The organism is Pseudomonas sp. 5P_5.1_Bac1 (assembly GCF_025466015.1).
In the GTDB taxonomy this organism is placed as follows: domain Bacteria; phylum Pseudomonadota; class Gammaproteobacteria; order Pseudomonadales; family Pseudomonadaceae; genus Aquipseudomonas.
In genome coordinates this window covers 36,341-60,817 of the sequence record NZ_JANLNX010000116.1, presented here as the reverse complement: position 1 = coordinate 60,817, position 24,477 = coordinate 36,341, and the positions used below count along the sequence as shown (strand labels likewise).

Here is a 24,477-nt window from a genome sequence, read left to right as displayed (position 1 = left end):
CCACCCCCCCCCCACCCCACCCGGCGCTTTTGTGGCCCGGAGGTGGCCCGCGAAGGGCCTCACTGGTTTAACGGACGGGCAACCCCCAGGTCGCCCTTTTCATTGCAGATCGAATCAGACCGGGGCCCGGCGAATGGTCGCCAGCAAGGTTGCCGCGCCCAGGAACAGGCCAGCGAAGGTGCGGTTCATCCGGCGTTGCTGCTTCGGCGTACGCAGCAGGCGCAGCACGCGAGAGGCCAGCCCGGTGTAGCCGGCCATCACCAGCAGGTCCACGCTGATCATGGTCACGGTGATCGCCACGTATTGCGGCAGCAGCGGCTCGTGCGGGTTGATGAACTGCGGCAGCACCGCGAGCATGAAGACCAGCGCCTTGGGGTTGCTGACGTTGACCAGGAAACCACGGAACACCAGGCTCAGCGGCTTGCCGATGGGCCGGACCGCAGCGTCGTCGGACAGGTCAGCCGGCAGTGCTCGCCATTGCTTCACAGCCAGGTAGATCAGATAGGCCACGCCAAACCACTTGATGATCTGGAACGCGGTGGCCGACGCCGCGAGGATAGCGCCAACGCCGGCGGCAATGATCGCAATCTGCAGGATCAGGCCCAGTTGCAGACCCAGGGCGTTCCAGTAACCGCGCCAGAAGCCATATTGCAAACCGCAGGACATGGAGGCGATAGCCCCTGCACCCGGCGACAGACTGATTACCCAACAGGCGGCGAAAAAAGCCAACCACGTTTCCAGCGACATGACACACCTCGGCCAAAAAATCGGTTCAAGGCCTCACGCTAATCCGCTGGAAAAGAAATCACCACAAAATTTTTCAGCGATCGCTCAATGACCGCTCGACTTGTCATCGGTCACCAGTGGCAAGACATCACTGCCACGCCAGCGCCGCACGGACTTCTGGAAGAACTGGCTGTTCGGCACCTGCACCAGCGCGCCGCCGGTTTCAGGCAGTTCCACCAGGGTGGTGAACAGCAGGTTGATGGCCGTGACCCGGCCCTTGATGCCCGGCTTGTCGGTGGTGTCGACCAGCTCCACCACATCGCCGATGCGGAACGGGCCGACCGTGAAGATCAACACCGCGCACAGCAGGTTCGACAACACGCTCCAGATCGCGAAGAACGCCACCGCGGCGACCGCGACAAAGCCCGACAGCGCCGTCCACAACACCGTGGCGGAAACCCCGAGACGCTCCAGCACAAACAGCAAAGCGCTGCCCATGATCAGCCAGCGCAGACCACCGCGCAGCGGCACCATCAGTTGCGGCGGCAGCGGGTAGCGCTCGCTCAGGCGTTTCAGGCAGCGGGCAACCAGGCGTTGCAGGACGAATGCCACCACCAGGATCAGCAGGATCTGCAAACCCATCCAGAACGGTCCGATCCACTCCACCGGCAACATCTGCCGCAACGACTCCATCAGGACAATGCCTCCAGCTCCGCCTGCATGTTTTCCAGCACTTCTAGCGCTTCCATCCAGGCTTCTTCCAGTTCCGCTTCGCGACTTTTGAGCTGGGCCTGACGGGCCAGCAGGTCACGCAGTTCGTCCTTGCGGGCGGCCTCGTAGACACCGCTGTCGCCGAGGCTCGCTTCGACTTTCGCCAGCTCCGCGTGCAGCTTGCCCAGCTCGGCTTCGAGCTTGTCGGCCTCGCGCTTGTGCGGTGCCAATTGCTGGCGCAGGGCTGCGGCGGCCTGGCGCTGGGCCTTCTTGTCGGTCTTGTCGGGGTTGACCGGCGTTGTACTGACCGGCGCGTTGCGCTGGCGATACTCCACCAGCCAGCGGGCGTAGTCATCGAGGTCACCATCGAAGGCTTCCATCTTGCCGTCGGCGACCAGCAGGAACTCGTCAGTGGTGCTTTTGAGCAGATGACGATCGTGAGAGACCACCACGACGGCGCCGCTGAACTCCTGCAGCGCCATGGTCAGCGCCAGGCGCATTTCCAGGTCGAGGTGGTTGGTCGGTTCGTCGAGCAGCAGCAGGTTCGGCCGCTCCCAGGCGATCAGCGCCAGGGCCAGGCGGGCTTTCTCACCACCGGAGAAATTCAGCACCGGCTCGTCGCAGCGATTGCCACGGAAGTCGAAACCGCCGAGGAAGTCGCGCAGCGTTTGCTCGCGCTCGGTCGGCGCCAGGCGCTGCAGGTGCAGCAGCGGGCTGGCCTTGCTGTCGAGGGAGTCGAGCTGGTGCTGGGCGAAGTAGCCGACCACCAGGTTCTCGCCGCGGACCAGGCGACCGGCCAGCGGCTCCAGCTCGCCCGCGAGGTTTTTAATCAGCGTCGATTTACCTGCGCCGTTGGGGCCGAGCAGGCCGATACGGGCACCCGGTGCCAGTTGCAGCTTGATCTTCTCCAGCACGGTTTTGTCGCCATAGCCCAAGCGGGCCTCGGCGAGGTCGAGCAGCGGGCTGGAGATCTTCTCGGACTCACGGAAAGCAAAGTCGAACGGTGAATCGACGTGGGCCGCCGACAGTTCTTCCATGCGCTCCAGGGCCTTGATCCGGCTCTGCGCCTGACGGGCCTTGGTCGCCTGGGCCTTGAACCGGGCGATGTATTTTTCCATGTGGGCGCGCTGCGCCTGCTGCTTCTCGTAGGCCTGTTGCTGTTGTGCCAGGCGCTCGGCCCGGGCCCGCTCGAAGGCGCTGTAGCCACCGCGGTAGAGCGTCAGCTTGCACTGCTCGACATGGGCGACGTGATCGACCACGGCATCGAGGAAATCACGGTCGTGGGAGATCAGCAGCAGCGTGCCGGGGTAGCCCTTGAGCCAGTCTTCCAGCCAGAGGATCGCGTCGAGGTCCAGGTGGTTGGTGGGTTCGTCGAGCAGCAGCAGGTCGGAGGGGCACATCAGTGCCTGCGCCAGGTTCAGACGCATTCGCCAGCCACCGGAGAAGTCGCCGACACGGCGGTCCATCTGCTCGTTGCTGAAGCCGAGGCCAGCCAGCAGCTTGCGCGCCCGCGCATCGGCGGTGTAGCCGTCAGCGCTGTCGAGCTCGATGTGCAGCCGCGCCAGGGCGATGTTGTCATGGGCGGCTTCGGCGGCGACAAGCGCGTCCTGGACCTTGCGCAGGTGCACATCGCCGTCCAGCACATAGTCCACGGCCAGGCGGTCGAGGGTGTCGACCTCCTGGCGCATGTGGGCGATACGCCAGTCGCCGGGCAACTGACAGTTGCCGGCGTCGGGTGTGAGCTCGCCGCGCAGCAAGGCGAACAGGCTGGACTTGCCGGCGCCGTTGGCACCGATCAAACCGGCTTTGTGGCCGGCGTGCAGGGTGAGCTCCGCGCCTTCTAGCAGGCGTTGCGGACCACGCTGTAAAGTGAGGTTCGAGAGTCTGATCATAATGGCCGCGGAGTCTACCAGCTTCGATGGCAACTGGCGCGAGTGGGACCATGCACACCGACCTGTGGAATTTCGCCATCGGGCTCTATGCCCGGCCTGGCGTAGAGCAAGCCTGCCTGGAACTTCAGGCGCAGGGCGCGGATGTCTGCCTGCTGCTGTGCGCGGCGTGGCTCGACCGACGCGCAGTCGTGCCCAGCGATGAGCGCATCGAGCAATTGCGGCAACTGGCGGGTCCGTGGCAGCGCGACGTGGTGCAACCGTTGAGGTCACTGCGACAGCAATGGCGCGCGCAAGCGACTGCGGACAGCCAACTGGCGGCGTTGCGCGAGCGAATCAAGGGGCTGGAACTGGATGCGGAGCGCCTGCAACTGGAACGTTTACAGGGCATTTGTGCCGGCTGGCCGGACGAGGACAAAGCCCCGCCGGATAGCTGGCTGGCACGGCTGGCGCCGGCCATCTCTCGCCACCACGACGCGCTGCAAGTGCTGCGCGCCGCAGTGGTGACGACTCAGGAAGCCGTCGACGGAGATTGAGTGGTTGCTGCTGGAGCGCTGGCTGGAGCGGGCGCCGCAGGAGCCGGCGACGCTGCCGCTGCTGGTGTAGCGGCAGGGGTAGCGGGCTTGGCGGCAGGTTTCGCTGCTGCTGGCTTGGCAGGAGCCTTGGCGGCGGCGGGTTTGGCTGGTGCTTTGGCAGCAGCCGGTTTGGCTGGCGCCTTGGTGGCCGCTGGCTTGGCTGGAGCCTTCGCGGCTACCGGTTTGGCCGGTGCCTTGGCGGCGACGGGTTTGGCTGCTGGCTTGGCCGGGGCTTTGGCGGCGGCCGGTTTGGCGGCGGCAGGCTTGGCAGGTGCTTTGGCTGCGGCGGGTTTGGCCGCCGGTTTGGCTGGGGCTTTGGCGGCTACCGGCTTGGCAGCAGGTTTGGCCGGCGCCTTGGCAGCAGCGGCTTTCGCGGCTGGCTTGGCTGGGGCTTTGGTCGCTACCGGCTTGGCGGCTGGCTTGGCCGGCGCCTTGGCGGCAGCAGCTTTTGCGGCTGGCTTGGCAGCGGCTTTGGCAGCTACCGGCTTGGCGGCAGCTTTGGCCGGGGCCTTGGCAGCAGCAGCTTTAGCGGCGGGTTTGGCGGCAGGCTTGGCAGCAGCAGGCTTGGCGGCGGGTTTGGCCGGCGCCTTGGCAGCAGCGGCTTTTGCGGCTGGCTTGGCAGCGGTCTTGGCGGCTGGTTTCGCGGCAGGCTTGGCCGGTGCGCGAGTGGACAGTGTCTTGGACACGGCATCACGAACTTTGCCAACACCCTGGGCCAGCTTCAAGCTTTCCTGGACATCACGCTTGAGGCCAGAAATATAAGTGCGGGTTTGCGCTTGACGCTCTTGCAACGAATCGAGCAGTCCTTCCAACTCACTTACTACAGTTTTTGCCTTGTCCTGTGCCTTGGCTTTACCGGCGTTAGCGGCATCCTGAAGTTTGAGACGAGACTTGTGCAGTTTTTCCTGAGCCTTGCCACGTTGTTTTTCCAACTTGGACAGGAGTTTTTCCGCATCAGCCAGCGCTTGCGAGCAGGCGTTCTCCAAATGCTCGAGCAGGCTGCCCGAGAGTTGTTGTAGCAGGTGCAAAGGCGTATTGACTGGCTTCTTGTTGGCCGACATGGCTTACCTCCTGGCTGACGAAATTGCGGCTCATACTAGACCTGTGCTGCTATCGCCGCTAGGGCATGTTGACCGCAAGGGAGACGCCGCGTTGCATGCCTGGGCAAAGTTGTTATCGCTGCAGCTCGAAAACAAGTGTAGATGCTGTATTTCCGACTGCCGATAATTAACTAATTGCTCCATGCCGACGGCATAATCAACACCGCTCGAAACTCTTCTTCGGTCTTTTCGGAGCCTGCCCGTGCCGCGCTATTTGTTGCTGTCATTAGTCCTCATGCTGCCGCCGGCTTTCGCGGAACAGACCACCCCCGCCACATCGGATCACGACCTCGCCTACAGCCTTGGCGCCAGCCTGGGTGAACGCCTGCGCCAGGAGGTTCCGGGGCTGCAACTCCAGGCGCTGATCGAGGGCCTGCAACAGGCTTATCAGAACAAGCCGCTGGCGCTGAGCCAGGCGCGTATCGATGCCGTCCTCGCCAGGCACGACGAGCAGGCCACTGCCGCCGCCGCGCAATCGCAGGTCGAGCAGGCGCTGGCAGCGGAAAAGCGTTTCATGGCCACCGAGCGCGGCCGCGCCGGTGTGCGTGAACTCAGTGACGGCGTGCTGATGACCGAACTGCAGGCAGGCAACGGCGCCAAGCCGAAAGCGGGTGGCAGGGTGCAGGTTCGTTATGTAGGGAAATTGCCGGATGGCACAGTGTTCGATCAGAACAACCAACCGCAGTGGTTCAAACTGGGCAGTGTGATCGAAGGCTGGCAAACGGCGTTGCCGGAGATGGCGGCGGGTTCGAAATACCGCTTGGTGATCCCTTCGGCGCAAGCCTACGGAGCGGATGGTGCGGGCGATTTGATCGCGCCGTACACGCCGCTGGTATTCGAGATTGAATTGCTCAACGTTGCCGACTGACAGGCCGGCAACGTCATCGCAGAAGGATCAGGCCTGAGTGGCGACCTCTTCCTTGTGCGCGGTGTGCAGCACCTCGATCAGGCAGTCTTCCAGTTCGAAGCGCTCGCGCAACTGACCACCGAGCTTGCTCAGCTCTTCGGCGAAACGCTCGGCGTCCTTGCATTCACCCTTGTGGCAATTGTCGTTGAAGGTCAACGCGAGCTGAGTGCTGTCGTTGATGCGCGGGTTGATCTGTTCGGCCAGTTTCAGCCCACCGTCATCGCCAAACGCCTTGGCTTCGCTGACCAGCTGTTCGCAGATTTCGAAGTGCCAGGCGGAAACATAATCCACGAGAATCTCGCAGAAGCGACCATTGGCTTTCTTGTCGGCAAATGCCTGCTTGGCATCGCGCAACTCGCGGAACGCAGTTACCAACTCTCCGCGCTCGTTCAGCCAGCGGTCAATGAGCTTGTGAACCCCACCCCAGCGTTCCTGAGCATTCTGACAACTATCTAACATGGCGGTCTCATCCCTAGTGGGTCGTGCCCCTGCGCCCCGTATCTCAAGGCTGAGATACAAAAAGGAATAACGGCAGAACGGCATTGAGCAGCAGTGTTTTCGGTATGCGTGCAGGGGAGATTATTCCCGCACGCCCTTGGCTTCAAGGTACGCAGGTGACTAGTTTCATACAAGTGTTTAAGCCTGCGACGCATCGCCACCGGTGATTCAAACGACCGGCGGCCCCCTTTCATGACCGCGCCGGGTTGGGCGGGTTCACCTCACGCCAAGGTAACAATCTCGACACCACCATCACGCCGAGCCCGAGAAACGCCAGCAGGCTCAACTCCGGCACACTCAGGTCCATGAAACTCCAGGTGATCGGCACGCATTCGGCCGCCCCCACCAGCATGCCTTGCAACCACTCGATGAGGCTTCCCTGCTCGACCAGATAGTCCATGGACTGCAGGCAAGGCGTGTCGTCGGTAGGAAAAAGCCCTTGCAGCCAAACATGCCGGGTTGCGAGCAGAACACCCGCAATGGCCAGCGCCAGGCACAGCCAGAGATACCTGCGAGCGACCCGGCGGGACGGGCGATGAATCAGCCCACACAGGCAGACCAGCGAAAACGCCGCCAGCAACAGCCGCTGCCCCTGACACAGCGGACAGGCAATCTGCCCCAGGCCGAACTCGAGGTAGAACGCGCCGCAAAGCACCAGAAAGGAAGCCAGGAAAGCCGGGAGGAAGATTGAACGCAGACAGGCCAGCGGCATGGCAGAACCAAGGCAGGAAAGAGATTGCGCAACGGTAGAGGAAACGCCCCCGTTGTTTCAAGAAGCAACGAAGTAGACAAATCTCTGATTTTGTTAGAATTTTCGCCGAACAGGATAGGAAAAATCCTCAAACCTGCGCAGGAAAACTCACACCGTCACCACCGCGGACTAAACCTGCCGTTCAGTCCGCGGCGTCTATCACGCCCGCACCGGATCCGGCAGCGGCAACGCCAGGAGGCGCTCGTCGAGCAGGCCCAGGCCTTCCTGGAACAACGCGTTGCTGCGCTCGTTGTCGCCCAGGCCGGCCAACAGGCGCGCCAACTCGGCGCAGGTTTCCGGGTTGCGTTGCAGGCGCAGGCTGTCTTCCAGATAGTCGCGGGCCTTGCCCCACAGACGGTTCTGCAAGCTCAGACGGCCCAGGGTCAGCAACAGGCTCGGGTCGTCGGCGTGCGTCTTGAGCCAGCCTTCGGCGGTTTGCAGTTGCCGCGCCGGATCACTGCCACGCACCAGGCCGTAGAGGCGCGCCAGATGGCTTTCGTACTCACGCTTGAGCGCGGTGCGCAACACTTCCTCCGCCGTGCCCTCGGCGCCCAGTTGGCGCAGTTGCTCGGCGTAGGCCAGCACCAGTTGCGGCTCCTGGCGCTGGGCGTTGCTCAGTTGTTGCCAGGCACGCTCCAACGATTGCCGGGCCGCCTGACCATCGTCCTCGCGCTGCACCGCCAGGCTCAGGTTCTCGCCCCAGGCACGACGCTCGAGGTCCGCCAGTTCCTTCGCCGACAACACCTTGTCCTTGCGCAACTCCGGCATCAGCCGAATCAGCGCCGACCAGTCGCCACGCTGTTGATACAGACGCTGTAACTGACGCAGTACCTGGGCGTTGTGCGGATGACGCTCATGCATGGCCTGCAGGGTGACCAACGCAGCCTCGGTATCGCCGCGATCGACCTGTAGCTGTGCGTGTGTCAGGGCGATGGCCAGTTCCGCCTGTGGCTGACGCTCCAGCGCCCGCTCCAGCAGGTTGTCACTGTCTTCGGTACGGCCCAGCTCGTTGGCCGCGCGGGCCGCGCCGAGGTAGTACAGCAGTGGCTGGCGCTCGGCTTCGGCGGCGCGGTGCAGGTGTTTCTGCGCACTGGCCCAGCGACCTTCGGCGAGGTCCATCTGGCCTTGCTCGATAGCGATCCGGGTACGGCGGCTGCGGTTATGCCGCGACCATGGATTGACCAGCCCGGTAGAGGTGAACACCAGACCGATCACCACGCGCAGCAACCACAACGCCAGGATCACAGCCGCCACCAACGCGAGGGTCGCCCACAGGCTCGATTCGTAGCGGAAGGTGTCGTACGCGATCAGGACATAGCCGCTGTGCCGGGCCACGGCGATACCCAACAGGGTGGCGACGACGATCGCCACCACCACCAGCAGGTAGGCGCGCTTCATGGCTTGGCCTCCTGGGTTTTATCTTCGGCGGGCTGGCGCAGTGCCGCTTCCTCGGCCGGCATATGACGCCGCTCGAGGTACGCCTGCACGGCGCTGAGGCTTTCGGCCAGGTCCGGCGTCACCACCGTCACCGGCGCCTTCACCAGAGCATTGAGCTGGTCGAGCATCAAGCGGCCCTGCTCGTTGTCCCGATTGAAGTTGGCCAGCAGCACACCACGGGCCTCATCCAGCGCCTGGGTGTAGACCTTCGCCTCGCCATTGAGCGCGGCCCACTGCGCCTGCTCCAGCGCCAGGCTGAGGGCCAGGCGCACCTGGCTCAGCGCCTGCCCGGCGAGCAGTGGCTTGATGTTCTGATCGGCATTGAAGTCGATGCGGAAGTAGCGGGAGATCTGCTCCCACCATTGCGACCAGCGACTGGCACCATCGCCATCGGCGGTCAGGCCGGACGAGGATTCACCGTCAGCCTTGAACTCCGGCGCCTGCACATTGAGCTGCACCACCTGCTCACGCAGTGCGGCCAGCTTCAGGAACAAGCCGGTGCGGTCCGGCTGCTCCACACTGTTCAGCGCGGCCAGGCTGCGGGCCAGTTGCTCGCGGGCGGCGAACGAAGCGGGATCGCTCTGTTCGCGCAGAATCTGGTCCGCGCCCTCGACCAGCGCGCGGGCGCTGGCGATGTCCTGCAAGGCGGACAGGCGCAAGCTGGCCAGACGCAGCAGGTGCTCCGCCTCGGCCAGGCGCCAGTCCTTGCGGCTGGCGCCGAGCACGGTTTCAAGGCGCTGGCTCAGGCGTTGCTGGTCACCCTGCAGTTGCGCCACCAGACGGCGGCGGTCTTCCAGCTCGCTGGCCGGCGGCAGGCTGCTCAATTGCGCCGTGAGTTGCTGCTCGCGGGCCTGAAGGGCCTCGGTCTGCTCGTTCAGTTGGCGGACCTGGTCAACCTGGACCTGGCTCGACTGCTGCAAGTGACGAACCTGCCACAGCCCCCAGCCTCCGGCAGCCACACCGGCGGCGCCGAGCAGCAGGGCGAGGATCGCCAGACCATTGCCAGAGCGCCCGGATGACTCGGGCGCGGGTTTCGTCGAAGCCTCGGACGTCGTTTGCAGATCATCGTTGGGCAAGGCTGTTTCGCTCACGTATCCATCCTTTGCATTGGGGCGCGTCGCATCAGCTTAGCGCCTTAGAAAGCGGGTGCAGGGGTTTCCCGCAGCGCCGCCAGCAAAGCCGCGGCACTGGCGCCGCGACAATCCACCACGTTCTGCGCACCGGCCTGGCGGGCAATTTCAGCCACCCGCGGGCTCGGTACGAACAAGGGCAACCGCGCCAGACGCGGCCAATCCTGCGCAGCCAGCGCCCACAGGTGTTCAAAACCCTGTCCACTGCTGACCACCAGGCCATTCAGGCGTTCCGCCGAGACCCGCTGCGCCAGCGTATTGGCAGGGTAGTTCGGCAAGCCACGGCGGTACAGCGGCAGATAGTCGACATGCGCACCGAGCGCGGTCAACTGCGAGGCCAACAGTTCGCGACCGTCTTCGCCGCGCAGGATCAACACGCGCGGCGCCGGACCGGCCAGCGCCGCCTGCAATTGCGGCAAGCGCAACAGGGCTTCGCTGTCATCACCGTTGTCGGGGAAGTGCGCCGTCAGGCCGTGGCTTTCGAGCACGCCGGCAGTGCCGGCACCGACACTGAACCAGGCCAGCTCAGGTAACTGCGGCCACTGCCTGGCAAGCAACTCGAGGCCAAGCCGGGCTGCCGGTTTGCTGACCACGATAACCGCGCAGTAGCGATCGAGGTTGTGTATCAGCGCCTGATACGGGTCCGGGACCGTCAGCGGCTCGATTTCCAGCAGGGGCATGCAACTGCCGTATGCACCCGCCTCGGCGAGGGTGGCGGCCAGCGCCGCGCAGTCCTCGGCGGGCCGGGTCAGCAGCAGCCGCCAGCGGGTCACGGGTGACCGGCCTCGCCGTACACCGCCTTGAGGATGTCGCCAGCGCCTTGCGCCAGCAGCGCCTCGGCGACCTGCACACCCAGCGCCTCGGCCTGTGCACGCGGGGCGCGGGCATCGGCACTGAGCAGCGCGCCGCCACTGGGCTCGCCCACCAGGCCGCGCAGCCACAGTTGCTCGCCTTCAAGCACGGCGTAGCAGGCGATTGGCACCTGGCAGCCACCGTTGAGGTGTTTGTTCAGCGCACGTTCGGCGCTGACGCGGTCGGCGGTGTCAGCGTGATGCAGCGGCGCCAGCAGGGCGTGGATTTCGTGATCGGCACTGCGGCACTCGATGCCCACCGCGCCCTGGCCGCCCGCCGGGAGGCTGTCGTCGATGCTGATGGAGGCGGTGATACGGTCTTCGAAACCGAGGCGGATCAGGCCAGCGGCGGCGAGGATGATCGCGTCGTACTCGCCAGCATCCAGCTTGGCCAGGCGGGTGTTGACGTTGCCGCGCAGGAAGCGGATTTCCAGATCAGGCCGGCGCGCCAGCAACTGGGCCTGACGGCGCAGGCTGGAGGTGCCGACGATGCTGCCGGCCGGCAGCGCTTCGAGGCTGGAGAAGGTGTTGGAAACGAACGCGTCGCGTGGGTCTTCGCGCTCGCAGATGCAGAACAGGCCCAGGCCCTCGGGGAAGTCCATCGGCACATCTTTCATCGAATGCACGGCGATGTCGGCTTCCTGCTCGAGCAGCGCGGTTTCCAGCTCCTTGACGAACAGGCCCTTGCCGCCAATTTTCGACAGCGGCGAATCGAGCAGCTTGTCGCCACGGCTGACCATCGGCACCAGGGTCACGATCAGTCCCGGATGGGCCTGTTCCAGACGGGCTTTGACATATTCGGCCTGCCACAGGGCAAGGGCACTTTTGCGAGTGGCAATGCGGATTTCGCGAGTGGACATGGAACGATCCGTAGCAGAAAGATTCGCCGGATAATAACAGCTCCGCCAAAGCCTCTTGCAGATCTATGTCATCTGAAAAGTGACCATCCCTGGCCGCCGAGCCTTCCTGCCCCGCCCTAAAGCTGCTGCATCATTTTGCGCACACCCGCCACATGACGCCGACTGACAATCAGCGCATCACCGTTGAGCCCCTTGAGGAACAACTGGAAGTGCCCGAGCGGCGTTCGCTGCAGGCGTTCGATGCGGTCGCGAGCCACCAGCGCGTTGCGGTGGATGCGCACGAAACGATCGCCGAACTCGTCTTCCAGCGCCTTGAGTGGCTCGTCGAGCAAGACCTCACCGCCTTCGTGGCGCAAGGTCACGTATTTGTGGTCGGCGATGAAATAGATCACCTGGTCGAGGGGGACCAGTTCGATGCCCTTGCGGGTCCGCGCGCTGATATGGCTGCGCGGGCCGCTGCCGCTTTCGGCGGCAGGGCGGGTGAGGGCCGCCAGTTGCGCGCGGTTGGGCCGGTCGGCCTTGCGCAAGGCGTTGTGCAGGTCTTCGCCCTGCACCGGCTTGAGCACGTAGCCCACGGCGCTGTCCTTGAGCGCCTGCACGGCGAATTCGTCGTCCGTGGTGCAAAACACCACGGCCGGCGGGGATTCGCGCTCGCAAAGACGGGCAGCGACCTGCAGGCCGTCAACACCCGGCATGCGCACGTCGAGCAGGACCACGTCGGGCTTCAGACTGTCGATCAACGCCAGAGCCTCGTCACCATTGGTGGCGCTGGGCTCCAGCACGGTATAGCCCTCCAGGTCGCCGAGCAGCCGGCTCAGGCGTTCGCGGGCTTGGGGTTCGTCATCAACGATCAGGACATTCATATAGCGCTGGATTCCTGCGTGAGTCTCGCACAAGGGTAACGTAGACAGGTGAGGTGACGACCGTCACGGCGATCCACGCTCAGACTCGCACGATGGCTAAAGATTCACTGGCTCGACAGCAAACATGCCGATCCTTTGTCCAACTGTAGACGGTTGCCGGAACACTGCCGTTCAATCGATAAATATCCCGCGCGGGTGCGACACCAACCCGCATTCGTGCCGACTTCCGGGCCTCGTAGCAGCCGGCAACCCTGTTATCATCTGCGGCACTTTTTCCCGTTCACGCCTTCAACGAGCGAATCCATGAGCACTGACAAGACCAACCAGTCCTGGGGCGGCCGCTTCAGTGAGCCCGTCGACGCCTTCGTCGCCCGCTTCACCGCCTCCGTCACCTTCGACCAGCGCCTGTACCGCCACGACATCATGGGTTCGATCGCCCACGCCACGATGCTGGCGAAGGTCGGCGTGCTCACCGACGCCGAACGCGACACCATCATCGACGGCCTGCAGACCATCCAGGGCGAGATCGAGGCCGGTAACTTCGACTGGCGCATCGACCTTGAAGACGTGCACATGAACATCGAAGCGCGTCTGACCGACCGCATCGGCATCACCGGCAAGAAGCTGCACACCGGGCGCAGCCGCAACGACCAGGTGGCCACCGACATCCGCCTGTGGCTGCGTGACGAAATCGACCTGATCCTCGCCGAAATCACCCGCCTGCAGCAGGGTCTGCTGGAGCAGGCCGAGCGCGAAGCGGAAACCGTGATGCCCGGCTTCACCCACCTGCAAACCGCGCAGCCCGTGACCTTCGGCCACCACCTGCTGGCCTGGTTCGAAATGCTCAGCCGCGACTACGAGCGCCTGGTCGACTGCCGCAAGCGCACCAACCGCATGCCGCTGGGCAGCGCCGCGCTGGCCGGCACCACCTACCCGATCGACCGCGAGCTGACCTGCCAGTTGCTGGGCTTCGAAGCCGTCGCCGGCAACTCGCTGGACGGCGTGTCCGACCGCGACTTCGCCATCGAATTCTGCGCCGCCGCCAGCGTGGCGATGATGCACCTGTCGCGTTTCTCGGAAGAGCTGGTGCTGTGGACCAGCGCCCAGTTCCAGTTCATCGATCTGCCGGATCGTTTCTGCACCGGCAGTTCGATCATGCCGCAAAAGAAAAACCCGGACGTTCCAGAGCTGGTTCGCGGCAAGACCGGCCGCGTATTCGGCGCCCTGACCGGCCTGCTGACCCTGATGAAAGGCCAGCCGCTGGCCTACAACAAGGACAACCAGGAAGACAAGGAACCGCTGTTCGACGCCGCCGACACCCTGCGTGACTCGCTGCGTGCCTTCGCCGACATGATCCCGGCGATCAAGCCGCGTCACGCGGTAATGCGCGAAGCAGCCCTGCGCGGCTTCTCCACCGCGACCGACCTGGCGGACTATCTGGTACGCCGCGGCCTGCCGTTCCGTGATTGCCACGAAATCGTCGGCCATGCAGTTAAATACGGTGTGGAGACCGGCAAGGACCTGGCCGAGATGAGCCTGGACGAACTGCGTCAGTTCAGCGACCAGATCGAGCAGGACGTGTTCGCAGTGCTGACCCTGGAAGGTTCGGTCAACGCTCGTAACCACATTGGTGGTACCGCGCCGGCGCAGGTTCGTGCTGCCGTGGCCCGCGGCCAGGCCTTGCTGGCCAGCCGCTGAGTCAAAGTGGGAGCGAGCTTGCTCGCTCCCACACTGCCCCGCCTTTACTACTGGCTACGCGCCTTGACCACCTGCTCCAGGAAGGTCGGGAACTGCGCCGCCTTGGCTTCATTGATCGCCACCACATGCGGGTTCTGCGCGAACTGCTCCAGCAGTGCGCTGGCCTGCGGGAAGTCTTCCAGCAAGTCCACGCCATGGGCTTTCTTGCCCACCGCACGCGCCAGATCGACGCTGAAGCAGAAGAAGATATCCGCCACCGTCAGGCTCTCACCCGCGACGTAAGGGGTGAACACCCCGTTGCGCTTGAGGGTTGCGATGCCGCTCTGCAATTCGGTCCAGGCCTTTTCCCTGATCGCCTCGGGCACTTCGGCGCCGAAGAAGGTCTGCGGGTAGAAGGCGCGCGCCGGCAGCTCTATATACAGCTCCATCTCCTTGACCAGTTCCCACACCTTGGCGCGGGCGAACGGTTCGCTCGGCAGCAACGCCTTGCCCGGCTGGGTCTGCTCGATGTAATCGAGGATCAGGTCGGTTTCGCTGAGGAAACCGTGCTCGGTCTCCAGCACCGGCACCTTGCCCCTCGGGCTGATTTTCAGCGAGCTCGGCACCTGTCCACCGAAAAACAGTACCTCCTCGAACGGCAGGCCTTTTTCCAGCAGTGCCAGCTTGACCATGTTGTAGTAGTTGCTGACTGCGAATCCATGAAGCTTGAGCATGAAAACAGCCTCCAGGCCGTAAGGGGTTGGCCGGGGTGTTATAGACCCAATGCCCGGTACTGACCAGCATCATCCAAGTAGCAGATACCCCGGCATTGCCGCCAAGGCCGTGGCAAACTGGCTGCCTCATCCCGAGGAGCGCGCCCATGAGCGACCACGATATCGACAACGACGATGAAGAAGCCTTCGCCGAATCGACCCTGACCCAAGCTATCGAAAACCAGATTGAAAGCGGCGAGCCGCCGGCAGCCAAGGCGGCGTTCAACAAGCTGACCCTGGTGGGCTACGAGCGTGAAGACATCCTCAACCTGATGGCCCATGTCCTGGCCATCGAGATCGATGCCATGCTTGAAGATGACCGCGCCTTCAACACCGAATGGTATGAAACCGCGCTGCGCGCCCTGCCCGAACTGCCGCCAGAGAAAGACTGACGCAAAGCCAGGCGAGGCTGACTACACTGCAAAACCAGGCATCCGCAGAGGTGCCGCCCTCCTTTTTCTTGAAGTCCGGAGTATCTATGTCGTTTACCCCCGATTTGGTTGCCGAACTGGAAATCCTCGCGCTGTTCAATCTCGACAGCACCCAGGAAGGACTTAAAGTCCACAACACCGCCGCCCCTCATATCATCGCGGCGGCCAAGCGCCTCTACGAGAAGAGGCTGATCGACCAGCCCGATGGCGGCTACCTCACTCAACTGGGCCACGATGCCGCGGAAGCAGCCCAGCAATTGCTGACCATTCTGAACGTTGCCGAACCGGCCTGACCGCCGCCCTCCCCCGACAAGCCCGCGCTACCGCGGGCTTGCCACGACAGATTCGGCGGCGCCGACAAACGGCGCTGGAAATCTGACGTCAAAAATCAAATAGCGCTTATTCCTACAACGCGACAACGGCTAAACTCGCCCATGCCTTCATGACGGCCGGTTTAAAGCTCGCGATGAATCACCCCCAGGAAATTCGCCCGAACCTCGATCAGGGCATCGATCGAAAAGTCCTCAGCCAGCTGCGCAAGCGCTTCCTGGATCTCAACCAAGGGCGTCTGGCCCGGGCCATGGAAGGACTTTCCAGCCGCCAGCAACAGGTCCTGACCCTGCTGCCGCTGTTCTTCCACGTCAACCATCCGCTGCTGCCCGGCTATGTGTCCGGCACGACGCCTGCCGGCGTGTCCGCCTATGAGCCGACGCCGCTGGCCCTGGCCGATGCCCAGCGCCTGACGCGCTCGTTTTCCTACAAAGCCAAACGCGGCGAACAATGGCTGCCGATCCACGGCCTGTTCCTGATGGGTAGCCTGGGCACGCTGGCCCAGGCCGAACAAAGCGATATGGACATCTGGGTCTGCCACGCCCCGGACCTGGGCGAGGCCGCGGTGGCCGAGCTGCGCAAGAAATGCCAGTTGCTGGAAATCTGGGCCGCCAGCCAGGGCGCCGAAGCGCACCTGTTCATGATCGAACCGCGGCAGTTCATCACCGGCGAGCGCGAAAGCCGCCTCAGTTCCGACGACTGTGGCACCACCCAGCATTACCTGTTGCTGGACGAGTTCTACCGCACCGCCATCTGGCTGGCCGGCCGCACGCCGCTGTGGTGGCTGGTGCCGGTCTACGAAGAAGCCAACTACGCCCGCTACACCGAAACCCTGCTGTCCAAGCGCTTCGTGCCCAGCGACGAAGTGCTCGACCTCGGCAACCTGTCGCACATACCGCCCGGCGAATTCGTCGGCGCCGGCTTGTGGCAGTTGTTCAAGGGCATCGAATCGCCGTACAAATCCGTGCTCAAGCTGCTGCTGACCGAGGTCTACGCCAGCGAGCACCCGGACGTGCGCTGCCTGAGCCTGCACTTCAAGCAGGCGGTGTTCGCCAACGTGCTGGACCTGGACGAACTGGACCCGTACATGATGGTGTACCGGCGCATCGAGCAATACCTGCAACGCCGCGGCGAACACCAGCGCCTGGAACTGGTGCGGCGCAGCCTGTACCTGAAGGTGAACCGCAAGATCAGCCAATTGGCGCGGCAGCGTTCCAACTGGCAGTCCGCGCTGCTGGAGCGCCTGACCCACGAATGGGGCTGGGACGAACGACAACTGGCGCTGCTGGACAGCCGCAGCCAGTGGAAGGTGCGTCAGGTCGCGGCCGAGCGGCGGGTGCTGGTGGCCGAGCTGAACCACAGCTACCGCTTCCTCGATCAGTTCGCCCGCAACCTGGGCGCCACCGCCAGCATCAACCAGCGCGACCTGAACATCCTCGGTCGGCGCCTGTATGCCGCCTTCGAGCGACGTGCCGGCAAGGTCGAGTTCGTCAACCCGGGCGTCGCCCCGGACCTGGCCGAAGACACCCTGACCGTGGTCCAGTCGCCCGACCGCAAGGAGCCCGGGCAAACCCATTGGGGGCTGTACAACGGCAACCTGACCGCCCATGAGTGGGAGCATTTCACGCCGATCAAGCGCAGCCGCGACCTGCTCGACCTGCTGGCCTGGGCCCACCGCAACGGCGTCATCGATAGCTCCACGCGGCTGGCCCTGCACCCGGGCAGCAGTGATTTGAGCGAGTACGAGCTGTTCAACCTGATCGGCAGCCTGCAGCAGAGCGTGGTGCTGCCGCTGAGCACCGTCAGCGATGCGCGCCTGCTGCAACCGAGCGTGGCGGACAACGTGCTGTTGCTGGTGAATGTCGGCGTCGATCCGCTGCGTCATCACCGCGACCTGAACATCCTGATGACCACCGAGCGCACCGACTCGCTGAGCTACGCAGGCGTGCGGGAAAACCTGGTGCTGACCCTCGACCAGATCACCCTCAATAGCTGGAACGAAGTGCAGGTACTGCGCTACGACGGCGAGCATGCATTGCTGCGCTGCCTGCGCGACTACCTCAACAGCCTCGACGATACCCCCGCGCAAGCACGGCACCGGCCGGGCCTGCGGGTGCGCAGCTTCTGCCACAACCGCGCGCTGGCGATTGCCCAACGGGTGGAGGAAGTGTTCACCACCGCTCAGTCGCTCCACGACCAGCACCTCGACTATCGCTACCTGATTCAGGTCCAGCAGCACACCCATGTGCTGGAGCTGTTCGCCAGCGGCGTGAACCTGGTGTCGCTGAACAGTCAGGCGAGTCTGTTCACCTACCTCGGGCAGGAGCAAAACAGCTATAGCCCGCTGGCGCTGGACGGCAACGTGCTGGAAGACCACGACCTGGCGCTGGTCCTGCCGCTGGGGCAGCCGCAGTGCATTCAGGTTTTCTACCGGGTGCAGGACGCTGTGGCAGATGTCTACGTGCTGGATGAGTACAACGTGCTGTGGCAGCAACGCCTGCCGTTTCACGACGACAGCAGCCTGCTGCTGCCGCTGCAGCGCTTCTTGCAGTCGGTGGTGTTCCGGCGCAATGCGCGGTTGCCGATGGACGAGCAACAGGCCCATCCACTGGACATCCTCTATTACCGGTTACTGCCTTCAGGCACGGGCCGCGCCCGCCAGGTCGAACCGTGGCAGGCCCCGGAACTGACGCTGGATCAGCCTTACTACGAGGTTCAGGCGATCATCCAGGCAGCCGCCGACGATGCGCTGCACGTCACGCTGTACTGCAATCAGAAAGAGTTTTCCGAACTGGATCACGGCGACCAGCTCTACACCGTGGTCGCCCGGGAAATCATCGAGCAGCGCCGGGATGCCCAGCGCTATCGTTGCTACATCACCGACCTGGACCTGTCGGACCTGCTCGCCGATGGCCAGGGTTCGAGCATTCTCTACCTGCGCTACAAGCAGGAGCTTGAGCGGTTACTGAACCAGGCACTGGCGGCGGCCTGATCAGAGGTCGAAATCGCCCGCGGCTTCAGGCTGGTATTCGACTTCCAGCAGCTTGAGCTTGAGGGTCTTGCCGCCCGGCGCCGGCCAGTCGATCTGCTCGCCCACCGACAGGCCCAGCAGCGCGCAGCCGATCGGCGCGAGGATCGACACGTTGCCTTCCTTGCCGGCGTCCTTCGGGTAGACCAGCGTCAGGTGGTAGTCCTTGCCGGTCGCTTCCTCGCGGCAGTGCACGCGGGAATTCATGGTCACCACGCCGGCCGGGATTTCCTCGTGACCGACCACCTGCTCGGCACGGTCCAGCTCGCCCTGCAGGGCCAGCACACCCGGGACATCTTCATCGAGGCTGTCGATCAGACGCTCGAGACGCTGCACGTCCAATCGGGTGAGGGTGAGGGAGGGCTTGGTGCTCATGATCCGGTAAGACTCCTTTTTGCAGATCGAATAAAGCAAAACCCCGCCCAAGGGCGGGGTTTTGACGGTTCGGCTTCGGCCGATGAGGACTGACACTACCACAGCGGGACAAATTCACAAGAGGCGGCCCTTCGCGAGCAAGCTCGCTCCTACCGGGGGACGGGCACACCTCTGGGAGCTGGCTCGCCAGCGATGAGGCCACCCAAAACACCCCGGTTCAGGCGCTCGCCATCAACCGCCGCTCACCCGCCTGCGCACAAATCTCGCGCCGCCGCTGGTCATCTGCCGAGCGCCACTCGCGAATGTCCTCGACATGCCGGAAACAGCCAATGCACACCCGCGCCTCGTCGAGACGGCAGGTGCTGATGCAGGGTGACGGGACGGCCGGGCTGACATTGCTGTACAACGGCTTGGCCGGTCTGACGGCGGTGGTCATCTCAGATCTCTTCGAAATCGAGTTTTTCGCCGGCGCGCTCCCAGACGATGCGCTCCAGCATCTCGCCCAGCAGTTCCTCGGTTTTCTCACACGTCCACTTGCCGCTTTCTTCGTCGAAGTCGAAGTGGAAACCGCCGGAACGGTCCGCCAGCCACAGTTGGCGCAGGGGCTCCTGGCGGCTGAAGATCAACTGGCTGCCGTTGTCGAACTTGACGGTCAGCACGCCGGCCGAATTTTCCATGTCCAGGTCCATGCCGCTTTCATCGAACAGGTCTTCCAGTGCCTGTTGGGTGGCGTCTACCAGATCGTGAAAACGCGCTTCGCTCAAACTCATTGCAAGAACCTCGAAAATGTCTGCTCAACACGCAAGCCGGGCAAGATACGAGCGCAGCGCTTCGAATGCAAAGACAAACGCGCCGCGCCCGCCGCGCCGCCCGACGGCGGACCGGCCACATAGGCAAGGCGTCGGGCGCTCGGTATACTCCGGCGCAATACTGCTTAAATTAAAGGATTTCGCCATGAAGCGCCTGATTTCCTCCCTCGCGGCGCTCGTCGCGGTTGCCTGTCTCGTCTCCGCCTGTGGTCAAAAAGGCCCCCTGTACCTGCCGGAAGACGGCAAGGACGGCAAGAAGTCGCAATCGCACCAGCACCAGTAAGGGGCCCCGATGGACGCTTTCAACTACCGCGACGGCGCGCTGTTCGCGGAAGGCGTAGCGCTGTCGGCGATTGCCGAGCGCTTCGGCACCCCGACCTACGTCTACTCCCGGGCCCATATCGAAGCCCAGTACCTGAGCTACGCCGATGCCCTGCAGGGCATGTCGCACCTGGTCTGCTTCGCTGTAAAAGCCAACTCCAACCTCGGCGTGCTGAACGTCCTGGCGCGCCTCGGCGCAGGCTTCGACATCGTTTCCGGCGGTGAGCTGGAGCGGGTTCTGGCTGCGGGCGGACGGGCCGATCGCGTGGTCTTCTCCGGCGTCGGCAAGACCCGTGAAGACATGCGCCGCGCCCTCGAAGTCGGCGTGCACTGCTTCAACGTCGAGTCGACCGAGGAGCTGGAGCGCCTGCAGGTGGTGGCCGCCGAGATGGGCCTGCGCGCCCCGGTCTCGCTGCGCGTCAACCCGGACGTCGATGCCGGCACCCACCCGTACATCTCCACCGGCCTGAAAGAAAACAAGTTCGGCATCGCCATCGCCGATGCCGAAGATGTCTACATTCGCGCCGCGCAGTTGCCCAACCTGGAAGTGGTCGGTGTCGATTGCCATATCGGTTCGCAACTCACCTCCCTCGATCCTTTCCTCGATGCCCTCGACCGCCTGCTGGCGCTGGTCGACCGCCTCGGCGAGTGCGGCATTCTGCTGCGCCACCTGGATCTGGGCGGCGGTCTTGGCGTGCGTTACCGCGATGAGGCGCCGCCACTGGCCGGCGACTACATCAAGGCCGTGCGCGAACGCCTCGGCGACCGCGACCTGGCACTGGTCTTCGAGCCGGGCCGGCATATCGTCGCCAACGCCGGCGTGCTGCTGACCAAGGTTGAGTACCTCAAGCACACCGAACACAAAGACTTCGCCATCGTCGATGCGGCGATGAACGACCTGATCCGCCCGGCGCTGTACCAGGCCTGGATGGACGTCAGCGCCGTACAGCCGCGCCAGGGCGAACCGCGTATCTACGATGTGGTCGGGCCGATCTGCGAGACCGGCGACTTCCTCGCCAAGGACCGCTCCCTGAACCTGGCCGAAGGCGATCTGCTGGCCGTTCGTTCGGCGGGCGCCTATGGTTTCGTCATGAGCTCCAACTACAACACCCGTGGCCGCAGCGCCGAAGTGCTGGTCGATGGCGACCAGGCATTCGAAGTGCGCCGCCGCGAGACCGTAGCCGAGCTGTTCGCCGGCGAAAGCCTGCTGCCGGAGTGACCCGATGCTTTTGCGTTTTACCAAGATGCACGGCCTGGGCAATGATTTCATGGTCCTCGACCTGGTCAGCCAGCACGCGCACATCCTGCCCAAGCACGCCAAACAGTGGGGCGACCGCCATACCGGGATCGGCTTCGACCAGTTGCTGATCGTCGAGGCGCCGAGCAACCCGGAGGTGGACTTCCGTTACCGGATCTTCAACGCCGACGGTTCCGAGGTCGAGCAGTGCGGCAACGGTGCGCGCTGCTTCGCGCGCTTCGTGCTGGACAAGCGCCTGACCGCGAAGAAGACCATCCGCGTCGAAACCAAGAGCGGCATCATCGAGCTGGACGTGCGTAACGACGGCCAGATCTGCGTCGACATGGGCCCGCCTCGGCTGGTCCCGGCGGACATCCCGTTCCAGGCACCAAGCCAGGCGCTGAGCTACCCGCTGGAAGTTGGCGGGCAGACGGTCGAACTGGCCGCCGTATCGATGGGCAACCCCCACGCCGTACTGCGGGTCGATGACATCAACGCGGCGCCGGTCCACGACCTGGGCCCGCAGATCGAGAACCACCCACGCTTCCCGCAACGGGTGAACGTCGGCTTCCTCCAGGTCATCGACCGCCATCGCGCGCAACTGCGCGTCTGGGAACGTGGCGCCGGGGAAACCCAGGCCTGCGGCACCGGCGCCTGCGCCGCGGCAGTGGCGGCCATCAGCCAGGGCTGGATGGATTCGCCGCTGCTGATCGACCTGCCCGGCGGACGCTTGTCCATCGAGTGGAACGGTCCCGGCCAGTCGGTCATGATGACCGGCCCGGCAGTTCGGGTGTATGAAGGACAGGTTCGTCTATGAGTGAGTGCCAGCCATGACCGATCAGCCCCAGGCGCCAGCCGAAGAGCCCAGCGACAACCTCGCGGAGGGCTCAACGCCCACCGTCGGGGCCGAGGACGTGGCAGCCTTCTTGCGCGCCAATCCGACCTTCTTTGTCGAGCACGATGACTTGCTGCTCGACATGCAGATCCCCCACCAGCGCGGCGACAGCGTGTCGCTGGTGGAGCGCCAGCTCAAGCTGCTGCGCGATCGCAACATCGAAATGCGCCACCGCCTTTCCCACCTGATGGATGTCGCCCGCGACAACGACCGGCTGTTCGAAAAGACCCGCCGGCTGATCCTCGACCTGCTCGATGCCGATAGCCTGGAAGCCGTGGTCATGGCGGTCGAAGACCGTCTGCGCCAGGACTTCCAGGTGCCCTTCGTCAGCCTCATTCTGTTCGGTGAAAACGCCACGCCCGTGGGCCGCTGGGTCAGCACCAGCGAAGCGCAGCAAGCCATTGGCGGGCTGCTCTGCGGCGGCAAGACGGTCAGCGGCAACCTGCGTGACCACGAGCTGGACTTCCTGTTCGGCGAATCGCGCAAGGACGTCGGCTCCAGCGCCGTGGCCGCGGTGGAAAACCAGGGCCTGCACGGCGTGCTGGCGATCGGCAGCCGCGACCCGCACCACTACAAGAGCACCGTCGGCACGCTGTTCCTCGGCTATATCGCCGAAGTGCTCGGTCGGGTCATCCCCCAAGTTACCCAGACCCTGCGCCCGGTGCGCTAATGGAACGCCAGTTGGAGGCGTTCCATGCGCACTTGCGCAATGAACGCCAGATGTCCGAGCACACCCAACTGGCCTACCGCCGCGACCTGGACAGCGTCCTGGCGTGGTGCGCCACCGCCGGCATCAGCGACTGGAAAGCCCTGCAGATCCAGCAACTGCGCCAGTTCATCGCCCGCCGCCATCACCAAGGCCAGTCGTCCCGCAGCCTCGCCCGCCTGCTCTCGGCAGTACGCGGCTTCTACCGTTATTTGAACCGCGAAGGCCTGTGCGACCACGACCCGGCCAACGGCCTGGCGGCGCCCAAGGGCGAGCGGCGTCTGCCGCGCACCCTGGACACCGACCGCGCGCTGCAACTGCTCGAAGGCGGCGTCGAGGACGATTTTCTCGCCCGCCGCGATCAGGCGATTCTCGAACTGTTCTATTCTTCCGGCCTGCGCCTTTCCGAGCTGACCAGCCTGAACCTGGAGCAACTGGACCTGCCCGCAGGGCTGGTGCAAGTGCACGGCAAAGGCAGCAAGACCCGCGTCCTGCCGGTCGGGCGCAAGGCGCGCGAGGCGCTCGAACACTGGCTGGCGCTGCGCACGATGAGTAACCCGGCGGACGGTGCCGTCTTCGTCAGCCAGCAAGGCCGCCGCCTCGGCCCGCGCGCCATTCAGTTGCGGGTGCGTGCCGCTGGCGAGCGCGAGTTGGGACAGAACCTGCACCCGCACATGCTTCGCCACTCCTTCGCCAGCCATTTGCTGGAGTCGTCGCAGGACCTGCGCGCGGTCCAGGAGATGCTCGGCCACGCCGATATCGCCACCACGCAGATCTACACTCACCTTGATTTCCAGCACCTGGCGGCGGTCTACGACAGCGCCCACCCTCGTGCCAAACGCAGCAAAGGCAGCGACTCATGAGTATCGAGCTGATCACCTTCGACCTTGACGACACCCTGTGGGACACCGCGCCCGTGATCGTCAGCGCCGAGGCCGTCCTGCGCGACTGGCTGGCGGCCAATGCGCCGAGCCTGGGCGGCGTGCCGGTCGAGCACCTGTACGCCATTCGCGAACGCCTGGTGCAGGCCGAGCCCGGCCTCAAGCACCGCATCAGCGCCCTGCGCCGGCGTGTGCTGTTTCATGCGTTGGAGGATGTCGGCTACAGCGAAGCGCACGCCCGCGAGCTGGCCAACGAAGGGTTCGAGGTGTTCCTCCACGCCCGTCACCAGATCGATATCTTCCCCGAGGTGCAGCCGGTGCTGGAAATCCTGCGCCACCATTACACCCTCGGGGTGGTCACCAACGGCAACGCCGATGTGCGCCGCCTGGGCCTGGCCGACTATTTCAAATTCGCGCTCTGCGCCGAAGACCTGGGGATCGGCAAGCCGGACCCGGCGCCCTTCCTCGAAGCCTTGCGCCAAGGCGGCGTCGAGGCCGGTGCTGCGGTGCATATCGGTGATCACCCCGGCGATGACATCGCCGGGGCGCAACAGGCCGGCCTGCGCGCGGTGTGGTTCAACCCCCAGGACAAAGCCTGGCAAGCCGACGGCCGCCCGGACGCGGAAATCCAGCGCCTGTCGCAATTGCCGGAAGTGCTCGCCCGCTGGCGCTGAACCCCAAACGCAAAAAAGCCCGCTGCAATGGCGGGCTTTTTT

General features: G+C 64.3%; 27 protein-coding genes and 2 pseudogenes. 13 read left to right on the top strand and 16 right to left on the bottom strand.

Annotated elements, in window-relative coordinates:
* Positions 1 to 114: 114 nt before the first annotated feature.
* Positions 115 to 747: a LysE family transporter gene (locus tag NTD82_RS27585; RefSeq protein WP_095156455.1), complete on the bottom strand. Its 633-nt coding sequence runs from the start codon at positions 745 to 747 to the stop codon at positions 115 to 117.
* Here NTD82_RS27585 and NTD82_RS27580 point away from each other — a divergent pair.
* Complete coding sequence (locus tag NTD82_RS27580; protein WP_177454419.1) at positions 665 to 838, top strand: hypothetical protein; 174 nt, start codon at positions 665 to 667, stop codon at positions 836 to 838. The two genes, NTD82_RS27585 and NTD82_RS27580, sit on opposite strands and share 83 nt — an antisense overlap.
* Here the strand turns inward: NTD82_RS27580 and NTD82_RS27575 are convergent.
* Together NTD82_RS27575 and NTD82_RS27570 are read right to left on the bottom strand one after the other, a co-directional pair.
* Positions 832 to 1,419, bottom strand: coding sequence for a mechanosensitive ion channel family protein (locus NTD82_RS27575; protein WP_095156456.1), 588 nt, complete (start codon positions 1,417 to 1,419; stop codon positions 832 to 834). The genes NTD82_RS27580 and NTD82_RS27575 overlap by 7 nt on opposite strands.
* Positions 1,419 to 3,329 (bottom strand): ATP-binding cassette domain-containing protein, encoded by a 1,911-nt coding sequence (locus NTD82_RS27570; protein ID WP_095156457.1) that lies wholly within the window; start codon positions 3,327 to 3,329, stop codon positions 1,419 to 1,421. The genes NTD82_RS27575 and NTD82_RS27570 overlap by 1 nt, the downstream gene beginning before the upstream one ends.
* A 50-nt stretch (positions 3,330 to 3,379) precedes the next feature.
* Here NTD82_RS27570 and NTD82_RS27565 point away from each other — a divergent pair, with 50 nt between their 5' ends.
* Positions 3,380 to 3,862, top strand: a complete 483-nt coding sequence (locus tag NTD82_RS27565; RefSeq protein ID WP_262130996.1) for a TIGR02444 family protein — start codon at positions 3,380 to 3,382, stop codon at positions 3,860 to 3,862.
* Here the strand turns inward: NTD82_RS27565 and NTD82_RS27560 are convergent.
* Positions 3,838 to 4,962, bottom strand: a complete 1,125-nt coding sequence (locus NTD82_RS27560; protein WP_262130995.1) for an AlgP family protein — start codon at positions 4,960 to 4,962, stop codon at positions 3,838 to 3,840. The two genes, NTD82_RS27565 and NTD82_RS27560, sit on opposite strands and share 25 nt — an antisense overlap.
* A 241-nt stretch (positions 4,963 to 5,203) precedes the next feature.
* Here NTD82_RS27560 and NTD82_RS27555 point away from each other — a divergent pair, with 241 nt between their 5' ends.
* Positions 5,204 to 5,869 (top strand): FKBP-type peptidyl-prolyl cis-trans isomerase, encoded by a 666-nt coding sequence (locus NTD82_RS27555; RefSeq protein WP_262130994.1) that lies wholly within the window; start codon positions 5,204 to 5,206, stop codon positions 5,867 to 5,869.
* A gap of 27 nt (positions 5,870 to 5,896) precedes the next feature.
* Here NTD82_RS27555 and rsd read toward each other — a convergent pair whose 3' ends face one another.
* The 8 genes and pseudogenes from rsd to NTD82_RS27515 all read right to left on the bottom strand — a co-directional run.
* The gene (rsd, locus tag NTD82_RS27550; RefSeq protein WP_095156461.1) at positions 5,897 to 6,367 is read right to left on the bottom strand and encodes a sigma D regulator; all 471 of its coding nucleotides are present in this window, start codon (positions 6,365 to 6,367) and stop codon (positions 5,897 to 5,899) included.
* A 229-nt stretch (positions 6,368 to 6,596) separates the two neighbouring features.
* Complete coding sequence (locus NTD82_RS27545; RefSeq protein WP_262130993.1) at positions 6,597 to 7,118, bottom strand: disulfide bond formation protein B; 522 nt, start codon at positions 7,116 to 7,118, stop codon at positions 6,597 to 6,599.
* 198 nt (positions 7,119 to 7,316) lie between these two features.
* The gene (locus NTD82_RS27540) at positions 7,317 to 8,555 is read right to left on the bottom strand and encodes a heme biosynthesis protein HemY (RefSeq protein WP_095156463.1); all 1,239 of its coding nucleotides are present in this window, start codon (positions 8,553 to 8,555) and stop codon (positions 7,317 to 7,319) included.
* Entirely contained in the window at positions 8,552 to 9,685 is a 1,134-nt protein-coding gene (locus tag NTD82_RS27535) for a uroporphyrinogen-III C-methyltransferase (protein ID WP_095156464.1), read from the bottom strand. The genes NTD82_RS27540 and NTD82_RS27535 overlap by 4 nt, the downstream gene beginning before the upstream one ends.
* A gap of 44 nt (positions 9,686 to 9,729) precedes the next feature.
* Complete coding sequence (locus NTD82_RS27530; RefSeq protein ID WP_262130992.1) at positions 9,730 to 10,497, bottom strand: uroporphyrinogen-III synthase; 768 nt, start codon at positions 10,495 to 10,497, stop codon at positions 9,730 to 9,732.
* A complete protein-coding gene (gene hemC, locus NTD82_RS27525; RefSeq protein ID WP_262130991.1) occupies positions 10,494 to 11,435 on the bottom strand; it encodes a hydroxymethylbilane synthase in 942 nt (313 codons plus the stop codon). Before hemC ends, NTD82_RS27530 begins: the two co-directional genes overlap by 4 nt.
* A 116-nt stretch (positions 11,436 to 11,551) precedes the next feature.
* The gene (locus tag NTD82_RS27520) at positions 11,552 to 12,298 is read right to left on the bottom strand and encodes a LytR/AlgR family response regulator transcription factor (protein ID WP_095156467.1); all 747 of its coding nucleotides are present in this window, start codon (positions 12,296 to 12,298) and stop codon (positions 11,552 to 11,554) included.
* Positions 12,295 to 12,402 (bottom strand): annotated as a pseudogene (locus tag NTD82_RS27515) (sensor histidine kinase); the annotation flags it as partial. The gene NTD82_RS27520 and the pseudogene NTD82_RS27515, both read right to left, overlap by 4 nt.
* Before the next feature lie 199 nt (positions 12,403 to 12,601).
* On the opposite strand from NTD82_RS27515, the gene argH reads away from it, so the two are divergent.
* Positions 12,602 to 13,996 (top strand): argininosuccinate lyase, encoded by a 1,395-nt coding sequence (argH, locus tag NTD82_RS27510; protein ID WP_175652589.1) that lies wholly within the window; start codon positions 12,602 to 12,604, stop codon positions 13,994 to 13,996.
* Positions 13,997 to 14,043: 47 nt separating this feature from the next.
* Here argH and NTD82_RS27505 read toward each other — a convergent pair whose 3' ends face one another.
* The gene (locus NTD82_RS27505; RefSeq protein WP_095156469.1) at positions 14,044 to 14,709 is read right to left on the bottom strand and encodes a glutathione S-transferase family protein; all 666 of its coding nucleotides are present in this window, start codon (positions 14,707 to 14,709) and stop codon (positions 14,044 to 14,046) included.
* Positions 14,710 to 14,855: 146 nt separating this feature from the next.
* Here NTD82_RS27505 and NTD82_RS27500 point away from each other — a divergent pair, with 146 nt between their 5' ends.
* The 3 genes from NTD82_RS27500 to NTD82_RS27490 all read left to right on the top strand — a co-directional run bounded on the left by NTD82_RS27500 (position 14,856) and on the right by NTD82_RS27490 (position 18,501).
* Positions 14,856 to 15,140: a hypothetical protein gene (locus NTD82_RS27500; protein ID WP_095156470.1), complete on the top strand. Its 285-nt coding sequence runs from the start codon at positions 14,856 to 14,858 to the stop codon at positions 15,138 to 15,140.
* 86 nt (positions 15,141 to 15,226) lie between these two features.
* The gene (locus tag NTD82_RS27495) at positions 15,227 to 15,472 is read left to right on the top strand and encodes a TIGR02647 family protein (protein WP_095156471.1); all 246 of its coding nucleotides are present in this window, start codon (positions 15,227 to 15,229) and stop codon (positions 15,470 to 15,472) included.
* Positions 15,473 to 15,645: 173 nt separating this feature from the next.
* A complete protein-coding gene (locus NTD82_RS27490) occupies positions 15,646 to 18,501 on the top strand; it encodes a class I adenylate cyclase (protein ID WP_262130990.1) in 2,856 nt (951 codons plus the stop codon).
* On the opposite strand, the gene rnk is transcribed toward NTD82_RS27490, so the two are convergent.
* The 3 genes from rnk to cyaY all read right to left on the bottom strand — a co-directional run bounded on the left by rnk (position 18,502) and on the right by cyaY (position 19,682).
* On the bottom strand, positions 18,502 to 18,912 hold the full coding sequence (gene rnk, locus NTD82_RS27485) for a nucleoside diphosphate kinase regulator (protein WP_095156473.1): 411 nt from the start codon (positions 18,910 to 18,912) through the stop codon (positions 18,502 to 18,504).
* A gap of 217 nt (positions 18,913 to 19,129) precedes the next feature.
* On the bottom strand, positions 19,130 to 19,348 hold the full coding sequence (locus NTD82_RS27480; RefSeq protein WP_095156474.1) for a DUF1289 domain-containing protein: 219 nt from the start codon (positions 19,346 to 19,348) through the stop codon (positions 19,130 to 19,132).
* Between the two features lies 1 nt (position 19,349).
* Complete coding sequence (gene cyaY, locus NTD82_RS27475) at positions 19,350 to 19,682, bottom strand: iron donor protein CyaY (protein ID WP_095156475.1); 333 nt, start codon at positions 19,680 to 19,682, stop codon at positions 19,350 to 19,352.
* 184 nt (positions 19,683 to 19,866) lie between these two features.
* Between cyaY and lptM the strand changes: the two are divergent.
* The 6 genes and pseudogenes from lptM to NTD82_RS27445 form a co-directional block, all read left to right on the top strand.
* Positions 19,867 to 20,001: pseudogene (lptM, locus tag NTD82_RS27470) on the top strand (LPS translocon maturation chaperone LptM); the annotation flags it as partial.
* 12 nt (positions 20,002 to 20,013) lie between these two features.
* A complete protein-coding gene (lysA, locus tag NTD82_RS27465; protein WP_262130989.1) occupies positions 20,014 to 21,261 on the top strand; it encodes a diaminopimelate decarboxylase in 1,248 nt (415 codons plus the stop codon).
* Positions 21,262 to 21,265: 4 nt separating this feature from the next.
* Positions 21,266 to 22,096 carry a diaminopimelate epimerase gene (gene dapF / locus NTD82_RS27460; RefSeq protein WP_095156478.1) on the top strand — a complete coding sequence of 277 codons (831 nt, stop codon included), beginning with the start codon at positions 21,266 to 21,268 and terminating at the stop codon, positions 22,094 to 22,096.
* 13 nt (positions 22,097 to 22,109) lie between these two features.
* Complete coding sequence (locus NTD82_RS27455) at positions 22,110 to 22,844, top strand: DUF484 family protein (RefSeq protein WP_262130988.1); 735 nt, start codon at positions 22,110 to 22,112, stop codon at positions 22,842 to 22,844.
* Positions 22,844 to 23,743 carry a tyrosine recombinase XerC gene (xerC, locus tag NTD82_RS27450; RefSeq protein ID WP_095156480.1) on the top strand — a complete coding sequence of 300 codons (900 nt, stop codon included), beginning with the start codon at positions 22,844 to 22,846 and terminating at the stop codon, positions 23,741 to 23,743. Before NTD82_RS27455 ends, xerC begins: the two co-directional genes overlap by 1 nt.
* Positions 23,740 to 24,435 (top strand): HAD family hydrolase, encoded by a 696-nt coding sequence (locus tag NTD82_RS27445; RefSeq protein WP_262130986.1) that lies wholly within the window; start codon positions 23,740 to 23,742, stop codon positions 24,433 to 24,435. The genes xerC and NTD82_RS27445 overlap by 4 nt, the downstream gene beginning before the upstream one ends.
* Positions 24,436 to 24,477 lie beyond the last annotated feature (42 nt).

What these genes read in the sequence shown, in the direction of transcription:
- NTD82_RS27585 (WP_095156455.1), bottom strand. Translation starts at nt 747, where the DNA reads ATGTCGCTGGAAACGTGGTTGGCTTTTTTCGCCGCCTGTTGGGTAATC.
- NTD82_RS27570 (WP_095156457.1), bottom strand. Translation starts at nt 3,329, where the DNA reads ATGATCAGACTCTCGAACCTCACTTTACAGCGTGGTCCGCAACGCCTG.
- NTD82_RS27490 (WP_262130990.1), top strand. Translation starts at nt 15,646, where the DNA reads ATGAATCACCCCCAGGAAATTCGCCCGAACCTCGATCAGGGCATCGAT.
- NTD82_RS27505 (WP_095156469.1), bottom strand. Translation starts at nt 14,709, where the DNA reads ATGCTCAAGCTTCATGGATTCGCAGTCAGCAACTACTACAACATGGTC.
- NTD82_RS27560 (WP_262130995.1), bottom strand. Translation starts at nt 4,962, where the DNA reads ATGTCGGCCAACAAGAAGCCAGTCAATACGCCTTTGCACCTGCTACAA.
- lysA (WP_262130989.1), top strand. Translation starts at nt 20,014, where the DNA reads ATGGACGCTTTCAACTACCGCGACGGCGCGCTGTTCGCGGAAGGCGTA.
- NTD82_RS27565 (WP_262130996.1), top strand. Translation starts at nt 3,380, where the DNA reads ATGCACACCGACCTGTGGAATTTCGCCATCGGGCTCTATGCCCGGCCT.
- NTD82_RS27580 (WP_177454419.1), top strand. Translation starts at nt 665, where the DNA reads ATGGAGGCGATAGCCCCTGCACCCGGCGACAGACTGATTACCCAACAG.
- NTD82_RS27495 (WP_095156471.1), top strand. Translation starts at nt 15,227, where the DNA reads ATGTCGTTTACCCCCGATTTGGTTGCCGAACTGGAAATCCTCGCGCTG.
- NTD82_RS27545 (WP_262130993.1), bottom strand. Translation starts at nt 7,118, where the DNA reads ATGCCGCTGGCCTGTCTGCGTTCAATCTTCCTCCCGGCTTTCCTGGCT.
- NTD82_RS27520 (WP_095156467.1), bottom strand. Translation starts at nt 12,298, where the DNA reads ATGAATGTCCTGATCGTTGATGACGAACCCCAAGCCCGCGAACGCCTG.
- NTD82_RS27445 (WP_262130986.1), top strand. Translation starts at nt 23,740, where the DNA reads ATGAGTATCGAGCTGATCACCTTCGACCTTGACGACACCCTGTGGGAC.
- NTD82_RS27455 (WP_262130988.1), top strand. Translation starts at nt 22,110, where the DNA reads ATGACCGATCAGCCCCAGGCGCCAGCCGAAGAGCCCAGCGACAACCTC.
- NTD82_RS27540 (WP_095156463.1), bottom strand. Translation starts at nt 8,555, where the DNA reads ATGAAGCGCGCCTACCTGCTGGTGGTGGTGGCGATCGTCGTCGCCACC.
- NTD82_RS27575 (WP_095156456.1), bottom strand. Translation starts at nt 1,419, where the DNA reads ATGGAGTCGTTGCGGCAGATGTTGCCGGTGGAGTGGATCGGACCGTTC.
- rsd (WP_095156461.1), bottom strand. Translation starts at nt 6,367, where the DNA reads ATGTTAGATAGTTGTCAGAATGCTCAGGAACGCTGGGGTGGGGTTCAC.
- xerC (WP_095156480.1), top strand. Translation starts at nt 22,844, where the DNA reads ATGGAACGCCAGTTGGAGGCGTTCCATGCGCACTTGCGCAATGAACGC.
- hemC (WP_262130991.1), bottom strand. Translation starts at nt 11,435, where the DNA reads ATGTCCACTCGCGAAATCCGCATTGCCACTCGCAAAAGTGCCCTTGCC.
- cyaY (WP_095156475.1), bottom strand. Translation starts at nt 19,682, where the DNA reads ATGAGTTTGAGCGAAGCGCGTTTTCACGATCTGGTAGACGCCACCCAA.
- dapF (WP_095156478.1), top strand. Translation starts at nt 21,266, where the DNA reads ATGCTTTTGCGTTTTACCAAGATGCACGGCCTGGGCAATGATTTCATG.
- argH (WP_175652589.1), top strand. Translation starts at nt 12,602, where the DNA reads ATGAGCACTGACAAGACCAACCAGTCCTGGGGCGGCCGCTTCAGTGAG.
- NTD82_RS27480 (WP_095156474.1), bottom strand. Translation starts at nt 19,348, where the DNA reads ATGACCACCGCCGTCAGACCGGCCAAGCCGTTGTACAGCAATGTCAGC.
- NTD82_RS27500 (WP_095156470.1), top strand. Translation starts at nt 14,856, where the DNA reads ATGAGCGACCACGATATCGACAACGACGATGAAGAAGCCTTCGCCGAA.
- rnk (WP_095156473.1), bottom strand. Translation starts at nt 18,912, where the DNA reads ATGAGCACCAAGCCCTCCCTCACCCTCACCCGATTGGACGTGCAGCGT.